The 23,015-nt window shown below is 63.6% G+C and carries 22 protein-coding genes and 2 tRNA genes; 13 read left to right on the forward strand and 11 right to left on the reverse strand.

Annotated features, from left to right (window positions below):
* Positions 1-44 precede the first annotated feature (44 nt).
* The 6 genes from BM342_RS09985 to BM342_RS10010 all read left to right on the forward strand — a co-directional run bounded on the left by BM342_RS09985 (position 45) and on the right by BM342_RS10010 (position 7,563).
* Positions 45-2,744: a phage tail tape measure protein gene (locus BM342_RS09985; protein ID WP_092965312.1), complete on the forward strand. Its 2,700-nt coding sequence runs from the start codon at positions 45-47 to the stop codon at positions 2,742-2,744.
* Positions 2,741-3,586: a phage tail family protein gene (locus BM342_RS09990; protein WP_092965314.1), complete on the forward strand. Its 846-nt coding sequence runs from the start codon at positions 2,741-2,743 to the stop codon at positions 3,584-3,586. Before BM342_RS09985 ends, BM342_RS09990 begins: the two co-directional genes overlap by 4 nt.
* Before the next feature lie 102 nt (positions 3,587-3,688).
* On the forward strand, positions 3,689-4,702 hold the full coding sequence (locus BM342_RS19535) for a hypothetical protein (RefSeq protein ID WP_143109826.1): 1,014 nt from the start codon (positions 3,689-3,691) through the stop codon (positions 4,700-4,702).
* 11 nt (positions 4,703-4,713) lie between these two features.
* Positions 4,714-5,472, forward strand: coding sequence for a peptidoglycan recognition protein family protein (locus tag BM342_RS10000; RefSeq protein ID WP_092965318.1), 759 nt, complete (start codon positions 4,714-4,716; stop codon positions 5,470-5,472).
* A 25-nt stretch (positions 5,473-5,497) separates the two neighbouring features.
* Positions 5,498-6,841 (forward strand): hypothetical protein, encoded by a 1,344-nt coding sequence (locus tag BM342_RS10005; RefSeq protein WP_143109827.1) that lies wholly within the window; start codon positions 5,498-5,500, stop codon positions 6,839-6,841.
* Positions 6,838-7,563 carry a hypothetical protein gene (locus BM342_RS10010; protein ID WP_143109828.1) on the forward strand — a complete coding sequence of 242 codons (726 nt, stop codon included), beginning with the start codon at positions 6,838-6,840 and terminating at the stop codon, positions 7,561-7,563. Before BM342_RS10005 ends, BM342_RS10010 begins: the two co-directional genes overlap by 4 nt.
* On the opposite strand, the gene BM342_RS19540 is transcribed toward BM342_RS10010, so the two are convergent.
* Entirely contained in the window at positions 7,560-8,069 is a 510-nt protein-coding gene (locus BM342_RS19540; RefSeq protein ID WP_143109829.1) for a hypothetical protein, read from the reverse strand. The genes BM342_RS10010 and BM342_RS19540 overlap by 4 nt on opposite strands.
* An 89-nt stretch (positions 8,070-8,158) precedes the next feature.
* Here BM342_RS19540 and BM342_RS10015 point away from each other — a divergent pair, with 89 nt between their 5' ends.
* From BM342_RS10015 to BM342_RS10025, 3 genes are read left to right on the forward strand one after another with little or no spacing between them, the layout of a single operon-like run.
* Positions 8,159-8,389: a hypothetical protein gene (locus BM342_RS10015; RefSeq protein WP_092965324.1), complete on the forward strand. Its 231-nt coding sequence runs from the start codon at positions 8,159-8,161 to the stop codon at positions 8,387-8,389.
* Positions 8,389-8,685, forward strand: a complete 297-nt coding sequence (locus BM342_RS10020; protein ID WP_143109830.1) for a hypothetical protein — start codon at positions 8,389-8,391, stop codon at positions 8,683-8,685. Before BM342_RS10015 ends, BM342_RS10020 begins: the two co-directional genes overlap by 1 nt.
* A 39-nt stretch (positions 8,686-8,724) precedes the next feature.
* Positions 8,725-11,253: a right-handed parallel beta-helix repeat-containing protein gene (locus BM342_RS10025; RefSeq protein WP_092965328.1), complete on the forward strand. Its 2,529-nt coding sequence runs from the start codon at positions 8,725-8,727 to the stop codon at positions 11,251-11,253.
* Positions 11,254-11,562: 309 nt separating this feature from the next.
* On the opposite strand, the gene BM342_RS19890 is transcribed toward BM342_RS10025, so the two are convergent.
* On the reverse strand, positions 11,563-11,775 hold the full coding sequence (locus BM342_RS19890) for a hypothetical protein (RefSeq protein WP_177232127.1): 213 nt from the start codon (positions 11,773-11,775) through the stop codon (positions 11,563-11,565).
* 30 nt (positions 11,776-11,805) lie between these two features.
* Here BM342_RS19890 and BM342_RS19545 point away from each other — a divergent pair, with 30 nt between their 5' ends.
* Genes BM342_RS19545 through BM342_RS10035 form a run of 3 tightly spaced genes read left to right on the forward strand, consistent with a single transcriptional unit; the run spans position 11,806 to position 14,805 of the window.
* Positions 11,806-13,212, forward strand: a complete 1,407-nt coding sequence (locus BM342_RS19545) for a hypothetical protein (RefSeq protein WP_143109831.1) — start codon at positions 11,806-11,808, stop codon at positions 13,210-13,212.
* On the forward strand, positions 13,209-13,520 hold the full coding sequence (locus BM342_RS19550) for a hypothetical protein (protein WP_143109832.1): 312 nt from the start codon (positions 13,209-13,211) through the stop codon (positions 13,518-13,520). The genes BM342_RS19545 and BM342_RS19550 overlap by 4 nt, the downstream gene beginning before the upstream one ends.
* Before the next feature lie 7 nt (positions 13,521-13,527).
* Positions 13,528-14,805 carry a collagen-like protein gene (locus BM342_RS10035; protein ID WP_143109833.1) on the forward strand — a complete coding sequence of 426 codons (1,278 nt, stop codon included), beginning with the start codon at positions 13,528-13,530 and terminating at the stop codon, positions 14,803-14,805.
* A 313-nt stretch (positions 14,806-15,118) separates the two neighbouring features.
* On the opposite strand, the gene BM342_RS10040 is transcribed toward BM342_RS10035, so the two are convergent.
* The 7 genes from BM342_RS10040 to BM342_RS10070 all read right to left on the reverse strand — a co-directional run bounded on the left by BM342_RS10040 (position 15,119) and on the right by BM342_RS10070 (position 20,055).
* On the reverse strand, positions 15,119-16,264 hold the full coding sequence (locus tag BM342_RS10040) for a tyrosine-type recombinase/integrase (protein WP_092965334.1): 1,146 nt from the start codon (positions 16,262-16,264) through the stop codon (positions 15,119-15,121).
* A gap of 2 nt (positions 16,265-16,266) precedes the next feature.
* The gene (locus BM342_RS10045; RefSeq protein WP_092965336.1) at positions 16,267-16,482 is read right to left on the reverse strand and encodes a hypothetical protein; all 216 of its coding nucleotides are present in this window, start codon (positions 16,480-16,482) and stop codon (positions 16,267-16,269) included.
* A gap of 76 nt (positions 16,483-16,558) precedes the next feature.
* Positions 16,559-16,634: transfer RNA gene (locus BM342_RS10050), tRNA-His, on the reverse strand.
* Between the two features lie 43 nt (positions 16,635-16,677).
* The gene (orn, locus tag BM342_RS10055) at positions 16,678-17,298 is read right to left on the reverse strand and encodes an oligoribonuclease (protein ID WP_092965338.1); all 621 of its coding nucleotides are present in this window, start codon (positions 17,296-17,298) and stop codon (positions 16,678-16,680) included.
* A gap of 60 nt (positions 17,299-17,358) precedes the next feature.
* A complete protein-coding gene (locus BM342_RS10060) occupies positions 17,359-17,832 on the reverse strand; it encodes a glycosyltransferase (RefSeq protein WP_143109834.1) in 474 nt (157 codons plus the stop codon).
* A gap of 901 nt (positions 17,833-18,733) precedes the next feature.
* Positions 18,734-18,806 (reverse strand) — tRNA-Arg (locus tag BM342_RS10065).
* A 31-nt stretch (positions 18,807-18,837) separates the two neighbouring features.
* On the reverse strand, positions 18,838-20,055 hold the full coding sequence (locus BM342_RS10070; protein ID WP_092965343.1) for a cation:proton antiporter: 1,218 nt from the start codon (positions 20,053-20,055) through the stop codon (positions 18,838-18,840).
* A 110-nt stretch (positions 20,056-20,165) separates the two neighbouring features.
* Here BM342_RS10070 and nadE point away from each other — a divergent pair, with 110 nt between their 5' ends.
* A complete protein-coding gene (nadE, locus tag BM342_RS10075; protein WP_092965345.1) occupies positions 20,166-20,987 on the forward strand; it encodes an ammonia-dependent NAD(+) synthetase in 822 nt (273 codons plus the stop codon).
* Between the two features lie 68 nt (positions 20,988-21,055).
* Here the strand turns inward: nadE and BM342_RS10080 are convergent, their stop codons facing one another.
* Positions 21,056-21,733, reverse strand: coding sequence for a hypothetical protein (locus BM342_RS10080; protein WP_092965347.1), 678 nt, complete (start codon positions 21,731-21,733; stop codon positions 21,056-21,058).
* A gap of 113 nt (positions 21,734-21,846) precedes the next feature.
* On the reverse strand, positions 21,847-22,854 hold the full coding sequence (locus BM342_RS10085) for an aldo/keto reductase (RefSeq protein ID WP_092965349.1): 1,008 nt from the start codon (positions 22,852-22,854) through the stop codon (positions 21,847-21,849).
* Between the last annotated feature and the right edge of the window lie 161 nt (positions 22,855-23,015).

A 23,015-nucleotide genomic window follows, 5' to 3' on the forward strand; every position in this document is an offset into this window, starting at 1 on the left:
CTTTTTCCGGCTACGTGCCACCCCTGATTTGTTGAGGAGCGCTCATGCCGGAGAGAGTCACTAAGGTCACCCTTGATGCGGTCGTTTCTGGCTATGTGCAGGGGATGACGCAGGCTGCTGTCGCGACCAGGAATCTGGATACGGCGGCTGGGAAGTTGCGGGCTCAGCAGGAGGCGTTTACCGGTATCGGTAAGGCGTCGATGGCTGTTGGCGCGTTGGCTGCTGCTGGCGTTGGTTTGGCTGTGGCGAAGTTTGCTGAGTTCGATAAGCAGATGTCGGCGGTGCAGGCTGCAACGCACGAGTCTGCCGCGAACATGGCTCTGCTGCGTGATGCGGCTTTGGATGCTGGTGCTGAGACTGTGTTCTCGGCCACTGAGTCGGCGTCGGCGATTGAGGAGTTGGCGAAGGCTGGTCTGTCGACGTCGGAGATCCTTGGTGGCGCACTCGATGGTGCGCTGTCTCTGGCTGCCGCGTCTGGGATGAATGTTGCGGATGCCGCTGAGGTTGCGGCGAAGACGCTGAACCAGTTCAACCTTGCCGGCTCGAAGACGGAGCATGTTGCTGACCTGTTGGCTGCGGGCGCGGGTAAGGCGTCTGGTGACGTGTCCGATCTTGGGGCTGCTTTGGCTCAGGTCGGTCAGGTTGCGAACGGTGCGGGTCTCACGATTGAGGAGACGACGACCGCGCTCGCCGCGTTCGCGTCGCAGGGCCTGTTGGGTTCGGACGCTGGTACGTCGTTCAAGACGATGCTCGGTGCTCTGACGCCGAACACGGCTAAGGCGCGCGACGAGATGGAACGTCTCGGAATTAGCGCGTTCGATGCTGGCGGCAAGTTCATCGGGCTCGAGAACTTCGCCGGCCAGTTGAAGCAGGGCCTGTCGGGTCTGACGGATGAGCAGCGTTCGGCGTCGCTTGAGATCATGTTCGGTTCCGATGCGGTTCGTGCTGCTACGGCCCTGTACAACGAGGGTTCTGTTGGTATCGCGGACTGGTCTGAGAAGGTCAACGATTCCGGGTACGCGGCTGAGACTGCCGCGTTGCGGATGGATAACCTGTCGGGCGATATTGAGAAGCTCGGTGGCGCGTTCGATACGGCCCTGATTAAGACCGGGTCGGCTGCGAACGATGCGTTGCGTGGTTTGGTGCAGGGTGTCACGTCGGTTGTGGATGCGTTCGGTGATGCACCTCAGGCTGTGCAGACGACGGCGTTGGCTCTTGGCGGGTTGACGGCTGCTGTTGGTTTGGCTGGTGGTGCAGCGCTGATCGCGGTGCCGAAGGTGGCGGCGTTCAAGGCGTCGCTCGAGGCTCTGGGTATTTCGGCTGCGAAGACGAACGCTGCGGTTGCGAACCTCAAAACGGGTATGACGATCCTGGCTGCGGTTGGTGTTGGTGCGTGGGCTGCTGAGGCTACGGGCGGGTTCATTGACTCGGCTCGTGAAGCGCTCGGGTTGAAGGAAACCGTTGATTCGTTGATTGGTTCGTTGGACGAGCTCGGCGCGAAGACAACGGTCGACAACCTTATTGGTGACGACCTGAACGGTATCGGCACGCTCACGGATAACGGGTTCTTCTCGGATGTGACTCGTGGTGCGTCTGAGGCTGTGCAGGGTATTTCGAACTTCATGCCGATTTGGAAACTGTTGGGTTCTGAGTCGCAGTTGACGACGGCGCAGTTGTCGTTGGCTGATGATGCGATGTCGAAGCTGGTTGCTGATGGGAAGCCTGATGAGGCTGCGGCAATGTATGAGGCTTTGGCTGCGAAGACGAATGGGTCGAAGGATGCGCTTGGGAAGCTGAATGATCTTTTGCCGGAGTATTCGTCGGCTCAAGATGGTGCGGCTACGGCGACTGAGGATGCGTCGGAAGAGGTTGACACGTTCACGGCGGCGACAGATTCGGCGACGCAAACTGTCAGCGATTTCGTGGATGCTCTGCGCGGCTTGGGTGATACGCAGCTCTCTCTGAATGATGCGAACCGCAAGGTTGAGTCGTCGTTGGATGACTTCCAGGCGTCGATTGAGAAGAACGGTCAGACGCTCGACATCACGACTGAGGCGGGCCGGGAAAACTCGGCCGCGTTGGATGCGATCGCTGAGTCGTACAAGACCGCTGCGGCTGCGACCGTCGAGCAGACCGGTAAGCAGGAAGACGCAATCCCGGTCATTCAGGCAGGTCGTGACGCGATCGTGAAGGCTGGTATGGCTGCTGGGCTGTCGGCTGAGCAGGCGAATGCGTACGCGGATCAGCTTGACCTGATTCCGGGTGACGTTGAGACGTTGTACAAGTCGAATGCGGCTCAGGCGATTGCTGAGGCCAACGCGGTTGCTCGTGCGATCAATTCGATCCCCGGTTACCGCGACATCGTCATTAACCAGGTTGTTCAGGAGACTGGCCGTCCGCGTGGTGAGGTTGGTGCTGCGTATCCGGGTAACGCGAACGGTGGCATGTACTCGTACGCGGACGGTGGTTTCGGCGAGGGTTTCTATTCGGGTCGTGCTGGTGCGTTGTACAAGTTCGCTGAGCCTGAGGTTGGTTGGGAGGCGTTCATCTCTGGGAAGCCGGGGAAGGAAGCCCAGAACCGCGGCTATGCGCTCGAGGCGTACAAGCGTCTCGGCGGTGAAATGGGCGGCAAGACGGAGATCCATTACAACCTGTCGCCCACGTTCCCCGCTATCCGTGACAACGACCCCCGCACACAGGCGACGATCCTTGGTCGCGAGTTCGCACGAAAGGTGGCGGGATGACTGTCGTAACCTTTGGCGGGTTCACGTTCGACGACCAGGCAGTGTCGGGGTTCACGTTGGCGGACATGTCGGGCTGGTATCGGGGTGCACCGTCTAGGCGTGGTGACACGATTCGGAAGCGCCCGCAGAATGATGGTGCGTTTGGGTCTGCCCGGTTTTTTCGTGACGGCAGGGTGATCACGGTGGAGGGGTCGTATATTGGCTCTTCCATCGCGGATGCTTATGCGGCTCGTGACCGGTTGGAGTCGTTGCAGGCTGATGGGTTGTCGTCTGAGTTTGCTGTGACGGATGAGTTGGGGACTCGTTCGTGCATGGTGGAGTTGTTGACGGAGCCGACGCCGGATGAGGGTTTGTTTTCGCCGTTTTTCAAGTTCGCGTTTGATGTGTTTGCTGCGGATGCCCGTAAGTATGGGCCGGAGCTGGTTGCGTCGTCTGGGTTGCCGGCGTCGGGTACGGGTATCACGTATCCGATCACTTACCCGATCACGTATGGGACTGCGGGTGATCCGGGGCGTGTGACGGTGTCGAATTCGGGCCGGCAGGAGTCGTTCTCGTTGTTCGAGGTTGCGGGCGGTTTGGATGCGGGCTTCGAGTTGAAGGAGATCGCTTCGGGTCGTCGTTTGCGGTTTGAGCGTCTGATCCCGTTGGGTTCGACAGTGTTCTTGAACCCTCGTACTGGGCGCGCGTATTTGGATGTGCCGGATAACGATGTGACCGGGTTTTTGACGGTGCGTGAGTGGTGGTCGGTGCCTGCTGGGGTGTCTCAGGAGATTCAGTTTTCTACGTGGGGTGGCGTGTCTGGTGTGCCGTCGTTGACTGCGCGCACCCGTCCTGCTTTCTAACCCCCGCCCCTTTTTCTGTTTGCCGCTGTCGCGGTTTCTTTGTGCTGCCCTTTTGGAGGCGTGATGACGGCTATTCCTTCGTTCCCTGGCCCGAGTGGTGAGGTGGATTCGCTTGAGCTTCGTAAGAACCTTGCGGGTCTGATTGCCCGTGATACGACGGGTGCGCCACGTGATGGCGTGTTTCCGCGGCATTCGAATGCTTTGGTGACGGCGACTGCTTCGACTGGTCCGATGACGGTGAATGTGGCTGCGTTTGAGGCTGCGTTGGTCCGTCAGGGTGGCCCGTTGTGGATGCAGAATGACGGCACGGTTGCTGTATCGATTGCGACGGCACCTGTTGCGAACTCCCGTATCGATGTCGTGTATGCGCGGCAGAACGAGTCTGCCGCACCCATGTCGGATGGTTCGGATACGGCTGTCATTGATGTGGTGACGGGTACGCCTTCGGGTTCTCCTGTGAAGCCGTCGATTCCGGTTGGTGCGCTCGAGCTGGCGACGGTGGTTGTGCCTACGGGTGTGACTGCGACGACTGGTGGCGGTGTGGTGATTACGCAGACGTATGCGTGCACGGCGTCGTCTGGTGGTGTTGTGCGGTTGCGGAATCAGGCTGAGCAGGATGCGTGGTCGCCGGCTGACGGTTCGTTGGGTTGGCGGTTGGACACTGGTGCGCTGCTGAACCGTGTGTCTGGTGTGTGGCGTGTTGTGGCTGGTTCGTCTGATACCAGGAACCGTGCTGTTGGTACGACGAACACGTTCACGAACCCGACGACACCGTCTGATTTCACGCAGACGGCCGACAAGGACGCGTTGGATATGACGTTCGTGAAGCATTCGGCCGGAACAACGTTGCGGGTGTCGATGCAGATCCCGTTCGTGTTCTCGTCGGGTGCGGCGCAGGTGTTGTCGGCGGTGATCAACATTGCGGGTACCGACTATGTGGTGGCTGCGCAGGTTGTTCCGACTGCACCGTTTTACGGGACGTTGACGGCGGTGCGTGACATTACGGGTGTTGCTGCGGGGTCGACGGCGATTAAGCCGCGTGTGCAGTCGCAGTCTGCGGCTTCGGTTGCGGTGAACGCTACGACGCGTGTCTCGTACCGCGTCGACGAAATCTAGGAGGGGGCCGCATGTCTTGGGCTAGCACTATTGCCGGGTCGGTGAACTCCCCGAACCAGTCTCCGCGTTTCGGCCGCAAAGTCACGGGTTGGATCATTCACCACAACGCCGCCACGGGTGGTTCGTATGTGCTTGAGCTGATGCGCACGGGTAAGAAGCAGGTTTCTGCGAACTATCAGGTGATGCAGAACGGTGACGTGTGGGGTGTTGTTCCGCGTGAGAGCCGTTCGTGGTCGGCGTCGAATTCTGATTGGGATGCTTCGTCGTTGACGTTCGAGATTGCGAACGATTCGGGTGAACCGGGTTGGACTATTTCGGATCGTGCGTATGAGCAGGTTGCGAAGACCATTGCGGAGGATTCGCGTTGGGCGGGTATCCCGATCAACCGTACGACGGTGCGTGGGCATCGTGAGGGGTCGGCGCAGGGTGATGGCGGTTCGTATCCGACTGCGTGCCCTGGCGGTATCGACCTTGACCGTCTGGTGCGTATGGCGCAGGGGTACGTGTCCGGTTCTGTGGCCGGTCTCGATGCGGAATTGATTCAGGAGGAAGACGAGATGGCTATTCAGATCATCAAGGAAATCGCGGGTGTTCCGAATGGTGAGAAGGCGCGCTACGGCGTGATGGGCAGCAAGTCCGGCTTCTCCCACATTCAGACCATGAACGAGGTCAACGCCCTGTTGAAGGGGATCGGGAAGACGGAGAAGGAAGCGGTGCGCGGGGTTTCTCGCCTTGAGTTCGACCGGATCGCTACCGCACTGACTCGCTGAACGACTGTTATCTGAGGGGGGCCGCATGTCGCGTTGGTTTCTGGCTGATCTGCGTACCGGACGACAAATTCTCGACCTCCCCGTCATGGCAGGCCGTTGGGAGCGGTTGCTGAACCGTCCCGAGAACATCGAATGCACGCTGGATTTGAACGACCCTGACGTGATCGCGTTGGGTGCTAGGAACACGACCGCGACCGGTAAGACGGTGCTGGCTGTTGCTGAGGGTGACGTCATCCTCGCTGCCGGCCCGATCTGGGTGCGATCGTACGGGCACGACGGTACGACGATGACGTTGACGGCAAAGGGTGTGTGGTCGTACTACGACCGACGCCACATCCTTCCCCCTGTGGCCGCGACAGTACCGCTGACGGACTTCACCGTCCCCGATCCTGATGAGTCTGGGAAGACGATGCCGAACCCTGCGTTGAAAACGGCGTACACGGGCCTCGAGCTTGGGACGATCGCGAAACGGATAGTGCAGCAGGCCCACTCGTGGCCGGGTGGCGCGCTGCCCATCGTGTTCGAGGCTGACCGTGCTGGCATCCATGAGCGCACCTATGAGGGGTCGGACTTCAAAGTTGTGGGTGACGTTCTGCGGCAGTTGCAGGAAGTTGAGGGTGGCCCGGACGTGCGGTTCATGCCCCGCTTCACAGCAGACCGTCTTGGTATCGAATGGGTGCTCGAGACGGGTACACAGGCTGAACCGTTGCTCGCATCAACGGTGACGCACAGGTGGGATGTCACCGCCACAGACTCGCCCGTGTCGAACCTGAACATTGATGAGGATGCGTCCGACCTTGTCGATTTGGGTTGGGTGACTGGTGGCCGTTCCGCCGATGAAGTGTTGGTGTCACGGTTGCAGTCCACACATCTGACCGGGCTTGGGTACCCGCTCTATGAGGGCATGGATTCGACACGTTCGAGCGTGGTTGTGCAGTCCACGTTGGATGGGCATGCGGGGGAGCTTGTTGACACGGGTTCCGCACCGGTTGAGACGTGGTCGTTTGATGTTGAAACGTCGGTGGCGCCGTCCGTTGGTTCGTATTTTGAGGGCGACTACTGCGAGCTCGACATCGCCCCCTACGGGACGCACCCTTACCCGTCAGGCGGTCTCGCCCTCGCCGAATCGGACTACTTCGCCCCAGACGACGGCATGACAGAGGTTGAGACCGACTACTACACCACAGACGGTTTGACAGAAGTTGAACCGGGCTACTACTCGTCTGGTGGTGAGACGGTCCGGTCGAACCTTGCCGGCGACCCGTACATCCGTGAGGGTGGCACGTTCCGTCACCGCATTGTTGCGATTTCGGGTGACGCTATCGGTGACGTGATTCGTGTGCAGTGCGCCCCGAGGAGGTCGTCATGAGTGGCGGTTATCAGCGGGGTCGTGGTGACGGTTTGGATGTCCTTATCCAGGACATTCGGGAGATTCAACGGCGTCTGCGTGAGTTGGAGATTCCGTCTGGCACACAGAACGCATCGTTGGTGGCTCAGGTTCAGGCGAAGCTTGCCGAGTTGGATGCGACGGTTGAGGCGTTGGTTGCCGCGTACGTGGACGCGTTCACGTACAACACGTCGGAGATTGATGCGAAGGTTGCGTCGCCGGGGAACATTGCACCAGGGAACGTGACCGCATCTGGCACCGGTTCATTCGGCGGGACGGTCACCACGGGCGGCGACATGAACGCTGCCGGGTACATTCGCGGCGGCAACGTGTACGGCAACATTCTGTCCGTCGACTACCGCAACGTGTACGTCACGGGTGTGGATGGGGCGCTGGGGCATGTGCCGTCGTCGCGTCGGTACAAGCAGGACGAATCAGAGGCAACCTTTGATGCGGTCGCCGCTGTGGACTCGGGTGTTGTGAAGTGGTTCCGCTACATCGCCGCGGTTGACGCTCTTGGCGAGGACGCACCCTACGTTCTGGGTGGCATCGCGGAGCAGTTTGCTCAGTCCGGGTTGGCGCACACGGTCGGTGAGGACGCGGAGGGACTGCCGGAGTCGATCGAGGATCGCCCGCTGCTGTTCACGCTGATGCTCGCGGTTCAGCAGTTGTCGGCCCGCGTGCGAACGCTCGAGGCTGATTAGCCGGTGTAGCAGTACTGCCCGCCGTCAGGGCCGGTCATGCCGGAACCTGTCGGGCATCCGCTGGTGTCCCAGTAGCCGGTGCCGTTGCCGAGGTCTACCCACGGCAGGGGGATGAGGCTGGGGGTTTCGGGTTCCGGGACACCAGCAGTTTCGTCGCCGGAGGGTTCTTCCCACGTGTCGGCTTCGGCGGCTGCTTGTTCGGCGGCAACACGTGCGGCTTCATCTGCTGCCGCCTGTGCTGCCGCCGCTGCTTCTGCTGCGACACGTGCCGCTTCGGCTTCGGCTGCCACACGGGCCGCTTCAACACGTGCTGCTTTGTCGTTGCGGGCCGCGGTGAGGTAGTCGGCAGTGGTCACGGTTTCGGTCGTGTACGACGAAACGACCAGTGCAGGTTCGGTGCTGTCTGCCGTGGCGGGTGTGAAGAACAGCACCCCACCGACTGCGAGTGCCCCTGTTGCTGCAACAGCCACCCCGGCTACTGCGATACGCCCCCATTTGTTGCTCATGAAACTGAGTTTAACCTGCCCGACCGGGCATTAAACAGGGCTAGCCCTGAGATTGTGAGGGACGCTCATGCGGAAGAACAGGACTGTTCGTGGGTGACGCGGAGGACTCGATGCCGGCGTGGGCGGTACGGCTCGAGACGAAGGTGGACCTCGTTTTGGGTCAGCATGGCACCCGCCTTGAGGATCACGAGACGCGGCTTCGTATTCAGGAGTCGCGACGGTTTGTTTCGCCTGCCCAGTTGTGGGGCGGCGTGTTGGCTGCGTTGGCGGGTGCGTCTGCGTTGACGACGTTGTTGAACTGGCTGATTGGACTGAACTGATGACTGACTTTGACCCGCTTGTGACTAACACGACGAACACGTTCAACGGTGGCACGTACACGAACCCCGCACATGTTCCCACCGTCAACGACCTCGGCGTCATCGTCTCGTCAGGGCGTGCACGGAAGATCATCTACGGCGGCTACGTCCTCGCGTTGGTTGCGGCAGGCGGCGCACAAGTCGCATTCGCAGACCTCGGCATCGCAGCACCCGCATGGCTGTCAGCATCCGTCGCCGTCCTCGCCTACCTGGGCATCCCCGTTGGCGGGTTGGCGGCTGCGAACACCCGTAAGTAACGCACGAAACCACTTACACACAGACTTTGAGGGGGTCGCATGGTCGACATCATTCCGTCCACCGATAGCACCTTGTACCGGCTGCCGCTGAAAACGCGAAACCGGCTCGCAGCGGATCTTGCCGACCCCGGAACCCCCGAAGGTGTCGTCCTCGCGGCAACCACTGAGGCGGCAGTCAATACGGCCCTAGAAGGTTCATTCAACGGCGGCGGAGGACTCTACGACTTCCCCGGTTCAGCGGGCACCGAAACGATCACATATGAAATCAACGCAACCCACTACACCGCCTCCTCTACCCTCGAAGGCCAAAACACGACCATCGGCGCGACGCCCATCATTGTGAAGCCCGACGCTGCACCGGTCGGCGTATACACCGTCACCGGCGACGGAGCCGCAATGTACCCGACAGCGGGCGGCGCAACCGTGCCCATGTATGTAGACGTTGCCTCAATGGTTGGTATCAGCCGGTCCGTCATCGGTACCCTCGCGTCGATCGGATCAACCCAAGGCATCGGCGGATTCCTGTGCGGACGATTCGTGACAGGCGACGCACGAATGCTGAAATGGGGTCTCTCCGCAACGACCCGCGCGTACGTACTGTCGAAGCATTCCGGAACGGTACTCCCCGGAAGCGGAACCGCACTCGTAGCATCGACGCAGGTCGCCCAACCCGGAGATGTAGTCGACCTCGAGTTCCGCAACCACACCCTGAAACTGCACGTCAACGGGATCCAGATCCTCACATACACGCTCACCGCCGGTGAACAGGTCAGTTACGAGATCGGCACCAACGCTGGTGTCTACGGCAACTCGAGCGCGACAACCCCGAACATTGCGATCTGGCAGTGGATGCCCGACTGGCCGGTCGGTGACAAGAAGATGATCGCGGTAGACGAGAGCCTTAAACTCCCTGAGGACGTCGAGTTCTCCGATTCGATGCGCGCCGAAATTGGCGGTGTTGCAGCCGGAAACCGCCGCTTCAACATTGCAGACTACGGCGCCAAAATGGACGCCATCCTCTTGACGGACGCAGCCACATCAAGCGGATTGGCAACTGTCTCGTCAGCTGCTCGCCCCTTCGTGGCCGGCGACGTCGGCAAAACGATAGCCGTCATGGGGGCTGGCCCAGTCGTCGCGAACTCCAACGATGGCGTCTGGATTAGCACCATCTTGTCTGTGGCATCAGGTGTCGCCACGCTAGCCTCGAGCGCAACCTCCACAACAACCGGCTCCCGATGCATCTTCGGCACACCCGATGACACTGCAATCGCGAACACGCAGGTTGCGGCGACCACCGCGGGTGGTGGAACCGTGTACATCCCGCCTGGAAGAACTATCGTCACGGCCCCATTGAACGTGCAGAACTATGTCTCATGGGCCGGTGCGGGACGCGAACTGTCTTGGGTTCATGTCGTGGCAGACAGGGCAGGGGACGCATCGACGGCAGGAACGTCGGACTGGTTGACATGCGCTGGACGTGACGCCTCAAGCCCGCTGATCGGGGCCGACTTCTCAGACTTCGGCATTGAGGCAGAAGCGATGATCCACACGGCCGGTTACGGGTCAGCGATCAAACCGTTGAACATCTACTACGTGAAGCGCTGCTCCATCCGGCGCATGAACGTATGGCACACCCCAGCAACAGCCATCCCGTTCGACCATTCGTATGATCAGGTCGTGATCGCGGATAACGTGATCATCTCCCCTGGGCGCCTCGCCCCGAACGACGGACCAGGCGGCTCCGGGATTGGTGCGGGTACGAAGGGGACCGGCTCGACAGAACCGACGTTGATCATGAACAACGTGATCATCGGAACACAAACGTCAGGTGCGAACGGGCCGGGGCACAACGGCATCTTCACAGAGGCACAGACGGGCGCCGACCCCGATCTTGGCGTCACCGGGTACCGGATCCTGAACAACGTCGTGATCGGTATGTACTACGGCATCAGCGACACTGGTTCGACCGGGACACTGATCCAGGGAAACACGATCGTTGGATGTTCGCGGGGAATCCGTCTAGCTAAGACGACACTCTCGGCCGCGTACCCCGGACTCCACACCATCATCGCCAACAACATAGTCAGGGGGTGCACGGGTCCGGGCTCTACAGACGGAATCGGAATCACGATCTACACCCCGACGTCATCGTTCACTAACCTGCGGTCGAACCTGCACACCATCATCGAGGGAAACCAAATCTTCGAGAACAAGTCGTGGGGTGTTTCCATCAACTCGGCAGGTGGCGTACACATCGACGGTGTGGTCGTCCACGGGAACCAGATTCGAGCCAATGGGCGTTCCGGGGTGAGGCTTGTTTCGGCCGCAACGTTCAAGATCAGGTACCCGGCTATCCACGGCAACCAGATTGTGGCTAACGGCACTGGTGCTGTGTCGGGCGATCGGTCGGGGATCCTCGTAGAGTCGGGCACCACTGTCGAGGGTGGTCGAATCCAAAACAATGACATCTACGACTTGCAGGGTTCCCCGACGCAACTCGCTACGGTCACCACAACGGGGGCGACGTTGACGGGTGTCCGGGTCGCGGGCAACACGGGTGACGCGTAGGCAGAGGGTTCCCGCCTCGCTTCTTTGGATGGCGAGGCGGGAACCAGTGTTTGACCACCACGACATTGAGGGGCCATCTGATGAATGAGTTCGTGTTGACGTTTACCGCTGATGCGGAAGTCACCCACATTGAGGAAGAGGTAGACGAATGACTGTTGGACTTGTTGGGTTGACGAACTCGTGGTTGAACACGATCCGTGGTGGCGGTGCGGGAACCTCGTACACGGCCCCCGCAGCGATCTACATCAAACTGCATGTTGGTGATCCTGGGTCGGCTGGTACGGCTAATGCTGCTGCTGTGACGACGCGTCAGGCTGCAACGTTGGGTGCACCGTCTGCGGGTGCTGTGGCGTTGACGAATTCGCCGGCGTTCTCGATGACGACCACCGAGACCGTGTCGCACGTCTCAATCTGGGACAACGTTTCGGCAGGCAACTGTTTGTGGACTGCCGCGCTGTCGTCCTCGAAGGCGGTCGTGAATGGTGACACGCTCACCTTCACCACCCTCGGGTTCGCGCTCACACCGCTCGCAGCATAAGCAGGGGGTAACCGATGGCCGTCGTCACGAACAACGCAGAAGGCGGCACCAACGGCACCACGGTCAGTGCAGCGAACTCGGGTGGCGCGTCGGGTACTGCGTTCGGTACACCGACGATCGGTGCCGGGTCGACGTTCGTGTTCTCGAACACGGTTGCAGCTCACGGGTCGCTGTCGTACCGGTTCGTAACAGCCGCATCCCAGTTCACCATTGCGCCACTCGCGCAAACGTCGTCGGCCACAACAGCGGTCAGGTTCTACCTGTACACGTCGACCGCGTTTACGACGACGACGGCTGTTGCTCAGGCGTTGACTGCCGCGAATGCGAACATTGCGCAGGCACAGATCACGTCAACCGGGAACCTGCGATTGGCGAACGCCGGCACCGTGTTCACCGCCGCATCAGCGTTGTCGACGTCGACGTGGTACCGGGTCGAGTACACGGTGAACACGACGACGGGTGCGTGGGCCTTCGCCTACTACCTTGGCGACTCGTCCACTGCGGTTGAGTCGTCGTCGGGCACCTCCACGTTCACCGCCACAGTCGTCAACCACCGGTTCGGTAAAGCGTCGAACGGTGCACAGGTTGCCACTTACTACATCGACGACATTGCAGTCTCGGACACCGCAACCACATTCCTGGGGCCGGTGTCTACGGCATGGACCGGCGACGCGTCCACAACGGTCACGGCGTCACTGACTGGTGATGCAGCACGGACGACGACCGGTGACACCTCCACGACGGTCACAGCCACGGCAAGCGCTGGTGCGTCGAACGGGCGCACGGGTGACGCATCAACCAGCGTCGCAGTCTCCGCAACTTCTGCCGCTACACGCAACACGACCGGTGCGAGCTCGACCACCGTCACAGCATCCGTCACAGGTTCAGCAACCCGCACGACCAGTGGGGGAGCGTCCACCACTGCGACGGTGACGCTCACAGCCGACGCGACTGTTACTGGTGGCGGATCCTCTGTGACGGCGGATGCTTCACTCAATGTCACGAGCACTCAAACCTCTGCGGCATCACGGACGACTACTGGCGCGGCTTCAACAACGGTGACGGCTGGCAGGACGGCAGCAGCGTCGAGGGTCACGTTCGGTGACGCTACAACGACTGTCACCACCACCCGAACAGCAGCCGCCACCCGCACCACACAAGGTGCAGGCACACTCGCCGCAACGGTGACGCTCACTGCCGGTGCAGCCCTCACATCACGGGCCGGCGCAACACAGACGGCAACCGTCACACTCACCGCGTCTGCATCTGTTGGCGAGATGCGTGACCTCACACTCGAGGCCACACCACTCACCGACCAATGGTTGCCCACACAACTCGAGCAACGGTTCACACCAACACCGCTCACCGCACAACTCACAGCATCCCCGCTGCCCGACCGTTGGACCACGGAGGAACTATGACCCGCAACGCGACCATCTACGTCACTGCTGGTGAGAAGGAGTATGTGGGCGGCACGGTCACCGCACAGGACGGGTCCGATATCACTGGGGCAACGTTCCTGGTTGGGCTTTCCCAGTCTGGTTCGACACCGCCCGCATCATGGGTTGCGCCGGACGTGAACGTGCAGGGTGCGACAACCGCTGACCGGTTGCTCAAACTCCTTGTTGATGCCCCCCAGTCGGCGGGCACGTATTACTGCTGGGCGCGGGTGACTGATGTTCCTGAGGACGTTTTTCTGGTCGTTGACGGCCCTTTCAAGGTGGTTTAGGAGTCTCATGCCTATCAGCTATTACACGTCCGAAGAGGTCGACGCGAAGATCGAAGCACTCCCGGTAGCACGCGACGGTATCGACGGTAAGGACGGTGCCCCTGGCCTGCCGGGACGCAACGGTATCGACGGCGCCAAGGGTGACAAGGGAGACAAGGGTGATCCCGGAGAACCCGGCAAAGACGGCGAACCCGGTGCGCCCGGTGCTGGTGGTGCAGGGACGACGGTCCTTGTCGACACGCTCGGCACGACGGACAACGAAAGAATCACCGCCCTCAACGCCCTCGCGCAGTCGAATCAGGCGAACAGCGGCAAGACGGTGTTCGAGTTCGCCCTACGCCAATACAACATCAGCGTCCCCATCCAGTTGTGGTCCGGTCTCCGGTTGCGCGGTTCAGCCGGCCTCCCCACACGAGAGTTCGGGCGCGGCACCGTCATCAACTGGCAGGGCGCATCCGGTACTGCTGTGTTCGCCTACACCGGCACCCAGTCAGGGCAGGGGTACCCGTCAGACGGTTCCCCGCGGGACGTCATCGTGCAGGGTCTCGAGTTCCGTGGCGGTGCTGGCCGTCACGTGTTCGAGAAAGTTGACCCGCTGAACTACGCCGCAAGCTCCGGGAAGCGTGCCTGGTACTTCTCCATCATTGACTGCGGTGTTGTCGGGTTTGACACGTTCTTCTGGGGCTTCATGACCGGGTGCACGGTTCGTGGTGAGTTCCATGCGCAGGCCGTTGCGGACTCGACGTTCTTCATCGGCGGGTCAGAAAACAACATCTTCGCCGGCGGGCACGCACTACTCGACAACTCGACCGCAGCGTGGGCTGCATCGGGGAAACCGTACATTCGGTCGATCATGCAGAAGTCGTACATCGGCAACGCGATGATCAGCGCCCGCGGCAACTCGTACCAACTCTCCATCGAGGGTGGCAACGACCTGCACGTCATGGGCACCCAGTTCGACGCCCCAGACGGTGCACCCACCGCGGGCGCAAACATTCGCATCACCGCGGGCAACAACGTGCAGATCATTGGGTGCACGTTCAAGGGGCAGATGAACAACCCCGGCACGACTTCGCTCGGTGTCATCCACGTCACGGGTGGGAAGAACATTGTCATCCAGGGCGAGTTCCGGCTATCAGGCACAGCAGCATCACCGTCGACACCCCTCGTGTACAACTCGTCCGCCAACGTCGTCGAGGTTGGTCTACTCAGCCCCGGCGACTACGACTACACGCTCAAAGGCAACGTGTGGGCGATGTCCCCACGGGCACGCATCATCAGTTAAGAGGACGGCTCCCGTCTCACCCTCAGGGTGGGGCGGGGGCTTTTCTGCGTTAAGGGATTAAACCCAGTTCAGCAACCCGATTAATGAACTCAGGCGTCCCAATAGGCTGGCCGTTTGTGGGGATTAGAGACGAGCTCGAGCAGCTAGCCGAATTGCAAAACACTCTCAAGGATCGGCGTGCTGAACTCGTCCATAGGGCACGACGCGAGAACGTGACATGGCGTGAGATTGCACAGATTCTGGGTATGACCGAACCCGGACTCATCAAAGCCGACCGTGCATGGAAAGCGAGGAACGGGAACGGGAACGGGGACTAAGCCTCGATCGCGCGGCGCTGTCGGTTCATGGCATCGAGCACGCGCACAATGTCTTCATCGACACCGGGTGCGAGGTGACCGTACACGCTGATCGTGGTGTCGATCTTCTCGTGCCCGAGCTTGTTCTGAACGGCGTTTAGGGGTGCGCCGGCTGCGAGCAGCCACGACGCGTACGTGTGGCGCAGGTCGTGAATGTTGGGTGTCTTGCCGACGTTGGCTTTCTCGACGGCACGTTTCCAGATGCGCGTGTTGAACATGCCGTACCAGAGGCGTCCACCCTCGACACCGTGGAACACGAGCTGGTCTCCACCCTGACGCGGCGGAAGGCTATCTACTACCTCTTGGGGGAGCGGGATGGACCTGCGACCTTTCGCGGACTTCGGCACACCCAGAACGGGCACACCATCGACACCCTTCTTCCATGCCTTGTTGATCGACACGGTTGGGGTTCGCTTGGAGCGGTCAATGTCGGACCATGTCAGCGCGGTCGCTTCACCCCAACGGCATCCGGTGTTTGCCATGAAGATGACGAGCGGCTTGTAGTGGTTGGGGACGTGCTCGAGGATGACGTCGAATTCGTCGCGTGTGAGGAACACTCCCTCACGTGACTGCCCCCTGGTGATGCGCACACCGGACACGGGGTTGTCGCTGATGAGTTTGCGTTCCTTCGCGGCAGTGAAGATGTTGGACAGGAGCGCACGATAGTTCGCGACCGTCTTTGGTGCGACAGTCTGCCCTTTGCGCGAGCCTGATGGTTGCTGTTCGACCCAGTGCACCCATTGGCCGATGTCGTCTCGTGTGATGGCGTCGATGGGGTGGTCGCCGAGAAGGGGGAGGAACGCGTTAGTCATGCGTTCGTAGCCGCGCCTGGTGCCGGGTTGGATGCCTGTGAGGATGCCTGATTCGGGGGATAGGTAGGTTGCTGTCCATTCGGCGAGGGTGGGGATCTGGTGCCCGGATGCGTCACGTTTGGCGAGGAGTTCGCGCGCGGCTTTCCCACCGTATTTGCCCACCCATGCTGCGAACTGGTCGGCGGCTCCCTTGTCGGGCAGAGTCTCGGTCTTGACCTTGCCGTCGATGCGGAACTGAATCCGCCAGACGACTTCGCCCGACTTGAGCTTGAACGGACGCGCCTTAGGCATCGCTACATCGTCCGTCGACCGCTGAGGCAGTCGGGGCAGACGTCAGACACCGGAACCTTGGTGGGCGAACCGTGCATGTTGATCCCGCCACCGCATTTCACGGGCTGGAACTCGTTGACCGAGTAGCCCTCGCGAAGGTGGTAGATCACCTGATCGGGCTCCGGGTAGCGGTGAATGATCTCCGCGATGACCGTTCGCTCGGCGACTGAAGTACTCATCGGAACCTCCTGAGGCCCGATGTAGTGTGCGATGTAGTGTTCGCTGTATTAATGGGCCTACAGGCCAGTATATACGTGGGGTGAGTAACGGGGCTTGAACCCGCGACCTCCTGGACCACAACCAGGCGCTCTACCAACTGAGCTATACCCACCATGCGCCTGTTCGTCTCGCGATCAGGCAACTCAACGAGCTTACTACACCTTTGCGTCGAATTCGTTCACGACGGCCTCGGCGATGTCGTGCAGCTCGGCGCTCGTCGGCCCTGGGTCGGCCACGAAGACCGCACGGCGGTAGTACCGCAGTTCGCGGATCGATTCGAGGATGTCGGCGAGGGCGCGATGCCCGCCGTTCTTCGCAGGCGACTGGAAGTACGCCCGCGGATACCAGCGTCGTGCGAGCTCCTTGATGGAGGACACGTCGACGTTGCGGTAGTGCAGGTGCCCGTCGAGGCGGGGCATGTACCGCGCGAGGAATGCGCGATCAGTGCCGATCGAGTTGCCTGCGAGCGGCGCCTTCTGCTCTTCGGGGATGTGCTTGAGCACGTACTCGAGCACCTGGTACTCGGCGTCGGCGACGCTCACGCCGTTCGGGATCTCTTCGATCAGGCCGGATTCGGTGTGCATGTTGCGCACGAACTCGCCCATGTTCTCGAGTGCGCTCGCGTCGGGGCGGATGACGATGTCGAGCCCCTCGTCGACGGGGTTCAGGTCGTAGTCCGTGATCACGACGGCGATCTCGACGAGTTCGTCGACTTCGAGGTCGAGGCCGGTCATCTCGCAGTCGATCCAGACCAGACGGTCGCTCGCAGTTGCCATGCCCGCGAGTCTACCGGTGAGCTCCGACACGAGCGGATGTCGCGTGCCGGTCCGTGCCGGTCACGGTCGGGTGGCGATGGCCTCGACGCGCTCCGCCCCGAGGGTCGCGCCGTGCTGGCCCCGGAGCCGCTCGCCCGTGCGGGCGGCGCGGGCGCGGAGGTCGGGATCCGACAGCATCGCGGTGATGGCGTCGCGCAGCGTCTCGGCCGACGCATCGCGGGGGAGCGTCCGCCCGATGCCGGCTCGCTCGACGATTCCGCCGGTCATCCGCTGATCCGAGGTCGGATCGAGCGGGAGCACCAGGATCGGGACTCCGTGCGCGAGCGCGCGCATCGTGGTGGAGTGGCCGCCGTGGCCGATCACGAGGTCCGCGTGCGGCATGATCTCGGCGTGCGGTGCGCGGCCGCGGATCTCGACGTTCGGGAGCGCGGCGAGTTCGCCGTCGACGGCGGCGCCGCCGGTCGTGACGATCGCCCCCACCCCGGGCCGCTGGTCGGCGAGCGTGCCGAGCGCGGCGATGATCCTCCGGTACACGTCCCCTGCCTGCGCTGCCAGGCGGAGCTGAGGCTCACGAGCACGAGCCGCGGGGCATCGTCGGATCGAGGGGCCGGAGGCGCCCCGTGCTCGGTCGTGCCGAGCCAGTCGAACGCGAACCGGATGTCGGTGCCGTGCGCGGGGTCCAGGGCCGGGTCGGGCGGCAGCAGGAGGGCGTCCACGCGGTCCAGCAGCCGGCGTGGGGCCAGCCCGACGGGGCGGAGCGCCGCGTTGACCGCCGGGTTCCCCAACCCGTCGCTCCAGAACGCCCCGAACGAGTGGAAGAGCGCGGCCGTCGGGCGCCCAGCACGGATCGACTCGCGCATCGAGCCGAGCATGGTGCCGTCGATGACGACCGCGTCGGCGGAGTGCGCGCTGAGGAGCGCGCGCACCTCACGGGCGACCGAGCGCCCCAGGGCCATTCGGCCGAGGGCCGGCGCATGCCCCGCAGGCCCCGCCGGCCGTGTGACGTCGAGCCCGGCGAGGGCGCGGATCGGCACGGTGCCGATCGCGTCCGGCCAGTCGTCGCCGCGGCGGGGGCTCAGCCCGGCGATCGTGACCCGGTGCCCCCGTGCCGCGAGTTCGCGGGCGACCGCGATCGTCGGCGGGACGTTCCCGCCGATGTCCGCGCTGACGAAGAGCACGTCGAGCGTTCCCATCGAGACCTCCCCGTGCGATCACCGGTCACGTGTCCGAGCGACGTGGATGCCGGTGCCGCCGGAATCAGCATGCTCGTCTGCGACCGCTGGCGCCAGAGGGACGGCTCGGCCCGCAAGCGGCCCGGTCGTGGCGGACCGACGGACTCGGGGGCCGATCGGTGGCGTCGCTGCCGGTCGGTGCAGCACAGCCCGAACCCGCGGGGCGGGTTCGGGCTGGTGCGACAAGTGGTGACTGATCGGTGTGCCCCCGGCAGGAATCGAACCTGCGACCGTCAGATTAGAAGGCTGCTGCTCTATCCGCTGAGCTACGGGGGCCGGTTCGCCAAGCTTACCGGGCTTCAGGGGCTCAGCCTTCGATGGGCACCTCGGTGTCGTCGTCGACGGGTCTCCCGGCGGCATCCGGAGCACGTTTCCTGAGCGCGAGGCCGATGAGCGGGAACAGGAGCACCGAGATCATGCCGGCCCCGACGAGGGCAGCCGCGGTGCCCGTCGAGATGTCGCCGGTGTCGACGCCGATTCCGGTCACCGCGACGATGATCGGGAGGCCCGTCGCACCGAACAGCGCGGTCGCGGCCACCGTCCAGCGGTCGGATCCTGCGGGGGCCGCGAGCATCGACGGGATGCCGCGCACGACGAGCAGCAACCCCACGAACACGGGGACCAGTGCCAGCGTCGCGGGGTTCGCGAGCGCTCCGAGGTCGAACGTCACGCCCGTCATGATGAAGAACACGGGCACGAGGAATCCGTAGCCGAGCGCCTCGACCTTGATCTCGAGCAGGTCGTGGTCGCGCTCGGGTGCTCCCGACAGGAGCACGCGGTAGAGCACTCCCGCGGTGAACGCGCCGAGCAGCATGTCGAGGTCCAGCACGATGCTGAGCGCGAGCAGGGCGATGAGCACGAGCATCACGAGGCGTACGCCGAACTGGGCGCTCGTGTGCATCGTCGCGGTGATGACCACGTGCAGCCGCTTGCCGTGGCCCTTCGCCGCCATGTAGATCGCGAGACCGGCGATGAGTGCGAAGACGAGGAGCACGATCGCCGCGAGCGCGGGCGTGCGCCCCGTGAGGAAGAGCGAGATCGCGAGCAGCGGGCCGAACTCGCCGATGGCCCCGAGCGCGATGACCGAGATCCCGAACGGCGTCTTCAGGTCGCCCGCGTCGCGGAGGATCGGCATGATCGTGCCGAGCGCGGTCGAGGTCAGCGCGATGCCGACGAACGCGGCCGAGGGGATGTCCGGCGCGAAGAGCACCGCGATGCCGAACCCCGCGGCGAGCGAGACGAGCCAACCGACGCCGGCCCGCGTCAGCGGACGACCCCGGATCGTGCGGAAGTCGATCTCGTTTCCCGCGAGGAAGAAGAGCATGGCCAGGCCGAGGTCGGAGAGCAGCTTGACGAAGTCGTCGGGCTGGATCCACCCGAGCACCGAGGGTCCGAGCAGGATCCCGAGCACGATTTCGAAGACCACCAGCGGCACGGCCACCCAGTGCCCGACGGCCCGCACCAGCAGCGGCGCCGTGACCGCGACCAACGGGATGAGCACCATGGTGCCGATCGAGATCTCCACGAACCACTCTCCTCGCCCCCGTGCGGCGAGCGCGCACCCCGGGGCCGATGCTACCGCTCGGGGCGCCCCTCCGTAGTCCGGGCGAAACACGTGGGCGGTATCGTCGTCGCATGCGAGACCTGCAGGCGAGCATCATCGCCGAACTCAACGTCAAGCCCGTCGTCGAGCCCGCCGAAGAGGTGCGCGCTCGGGTCGAGTTCCTGAAGGACTACCTGCGCGTCACCGGGGCCTCCGGGCTCGTGCTCGGCATCTCCGGCGGCCAGGACTCCTCGCTCGCGGGTCGGCTCTGCCGCATCGCCGTTGACGAGCTCGTCGCCGAGGGCCTGCCGGCGAGGTTCATCGCCGTGCGGCTCCCGTACGGCGTGCAGCACGACGAGGCGGATGCCGCGCTGGCGCTCGAGTTCATCGAGCCGCAGGAGACCGTCGTCTTCAACGTCCGACACGGCGTCGACGGACTCGCCGAGGACTTCTCGGATGCCGCAGGGCAGCCGATCAGCGACTTCGGCAAGGGCAACGTCAAGGCGCGCATGCGCATGGTGGCCCAGTACGCGCTCGCGGGGGAGTCCGGCCTGCTCGTGGTCGGCACCGATCATGCTGCCGAGGCGGTGACCGGGTTCTTCACCAAGTTCGGCGACGGGGGAGCCGACGTGCTGCCGCTCACGGGCCTCACGAAACGACAGGGCCGCGCACTCCTGCAGTACCTCGGCGCGCCCGACCGGTTGTACCTGAAGACCCCGACGGCCGATCTGCTCGACGGCGATCCGGGTCAGGCCGACGAGGCGAACCTCGGACTCGGCTATGCCGACATCGACGCCTTCCTCGAGGGCGAGGAGATCGCCCCCGACATCGCCGAGCGCATCGAGGCCAGGTTCCTGCAGACCAGGCACAAGCGCACCGTGCCGGTGTCGATGTTCGACGACTGGTGGCGTTGACCGGCATCGTTGGAAACGCGTGACGCCCCGCCCTGAGCGGGCGGGGCGTCACGCAGGCGCGGGTCCGGTCAGGCGCGGGCGTCGTCCAGCGGCTGGGCCACGGGCTGCGTCGCGGACTGGGTCGGCGTGGGTGCGGTGTCGCGTGCGGGCTCGGCAGGGGTCGCGATCTCGGTGGCCGAGCGGTAGCGCTCGTGGTGCTGTTCCGCGACCCAGGTGTCCTGCGCCTCGAGTTCGGTCTGCTCAGGATCCTGGCGCTGTGCGCGCCAACGCGCGAGGTCGTTCTGGAACTGCTTGCGCGCCCGCGAGGGGTGGCGCTGCCAGTCGAGCAGGCGGTCGCGGAACTCGGCGACCGCGGGGTCGAGCTGGTAGCCGAACGTCGCCGACGCGCGCTTCAGCTCGTGGAGCTGGTGCGCCGCCCAGTTCGCCGCGACATCCGAACCGCGGATGGGCAGAAGCCGCACGTGGATGTCGGCCTGGCCGACGGTGCGGTCGGCCAGCACCTGCTCCTGCGGTGTGAGCGAGTTCCACACGGACGCCTCGGTCGCGGCGTCGACGAGTGCGGCGATCGCGGCGGTCTTCAGTTCGCGGTCGCGCTGATCGACGATCCGGCGCACGGCGCCCGTCGCGATCCACGCGCCGAGCAATGCCGCGACCACGACCGCGACGAAGAGCACTCCGGCCGCGAAGATGATCGGTTCCGCTTCGCTCGACGTGAGCCATGAGATGAGATCGTTCCACCACTGCATGAGCGAAGGCTAACCGCTGGCACGGCATGCGCCCGGCAGGGCGCCCGGCGTGCCGACGGTGCGCGCGTCGATCCCGACGCGCGCACCGTCTCAGCCGCAGGCGGCGAGCCGGGTCAGCCGAGGACCGTGCCGTGCGCGGCGAACGGCTCGATGCGTGCGATCTCGTCTTCGGTGAGCGGCGGCGCGTCGAGGGCGGCGACGTTCTGCTCGAGCTGTGCGACGCTCGACGCGCCGATGAGCGCGCTCGCGACGAGCGGCTGGCGGAGCACCCACGAGAGGGCGAGCTGCGCGATGCTCTGCCCGCGCTCCTCGGCGATGGTCGCGAGCCCGCGCACGCGCTCGAGGTATTCGGCACTGATGCGGTCGGGCGAGAGGAACCGGCTGGTCGCCGCACGCGAGTCTGCGGGCACGTCGCCCGACAGGTATCGGTCGGTGAGCAGGCCCTGTGCGAGCGGCGAGAAGACGATGCTCGCGGCCCCGACCTCTTCGAGCACCGGGAAGAGCCCCTCTTCGATGTGGCGGTCGAACATCGAGTAGCGCGGCTGGTGGATGAGCAGCGGCACGCCCTCGGCCGCGAGCGCCGCGGCCGCCGCGGCGGTCTGCTCGGGCGAGTAGTTCGAGATGCCGACGTAGAGGGCCTTGCCCTGGCGCACCGCCGAGACGAGCGCGCCCATGGTCTCCTCGATCGGGGTCTCGGGGTCGGGCCGGTGCGAGTAGAAGATGTCGACGTAGTCGAGGCCGAGGCGCCCGAGGCTCTGGTCGAGCGAGGCGAGCAGGTACTTGCGGGAGCCGTGGTCGCCGTAGGGGCCGGGCCACATGTCGTAGCCGGCCTTCGACGAGACGATGATCTCGTCTCGATACGGGGCGAGGTCGGTCGCGAGGATGCGGCCGAAGTTCTCCTCGGCGCTGCCGTAGGGCGGTCCGTAGTTGTTCGCGAGGTCGAAGTGCGTGATTCCGAGGTCGAATGCGCGGCGGACGATCGCGCGCTGGGTGTCGAGCGGACGGTCGTGCCCGAAGTTGTGCCAGAGGCCGAGCGAGAGGGCCGGGAGCTTGAGTCCGCTGCGGCCGATTCGGTTGTACTGCATGTCGTCGTAGCGCGTCGGGTCTGCCAGGAAGGTCATGCGTCGACTCTATTGCGAGCGTCCGACGAGCGGCGGCGCCGACTCGTCCTCCCCGGCGGGCCGGCACGAGCGGCTCCGCACCGACCGGCCCGCGGGCCGGGGCGCGTCGCCCTGGAGCGAGGAGAGTCGGGGCACGCGGCATCCGGTGCTGAAACGGCACG

It is taken from the genome of Agromyces sp. CF514 (assembly GCF_900113185.1).
Taxonomy (GTDB): domain Bacteria; phylum Actinomycetota; class Actinomycetes; order Actinomycetales; family Microbacteriaceae; genus Agromyces.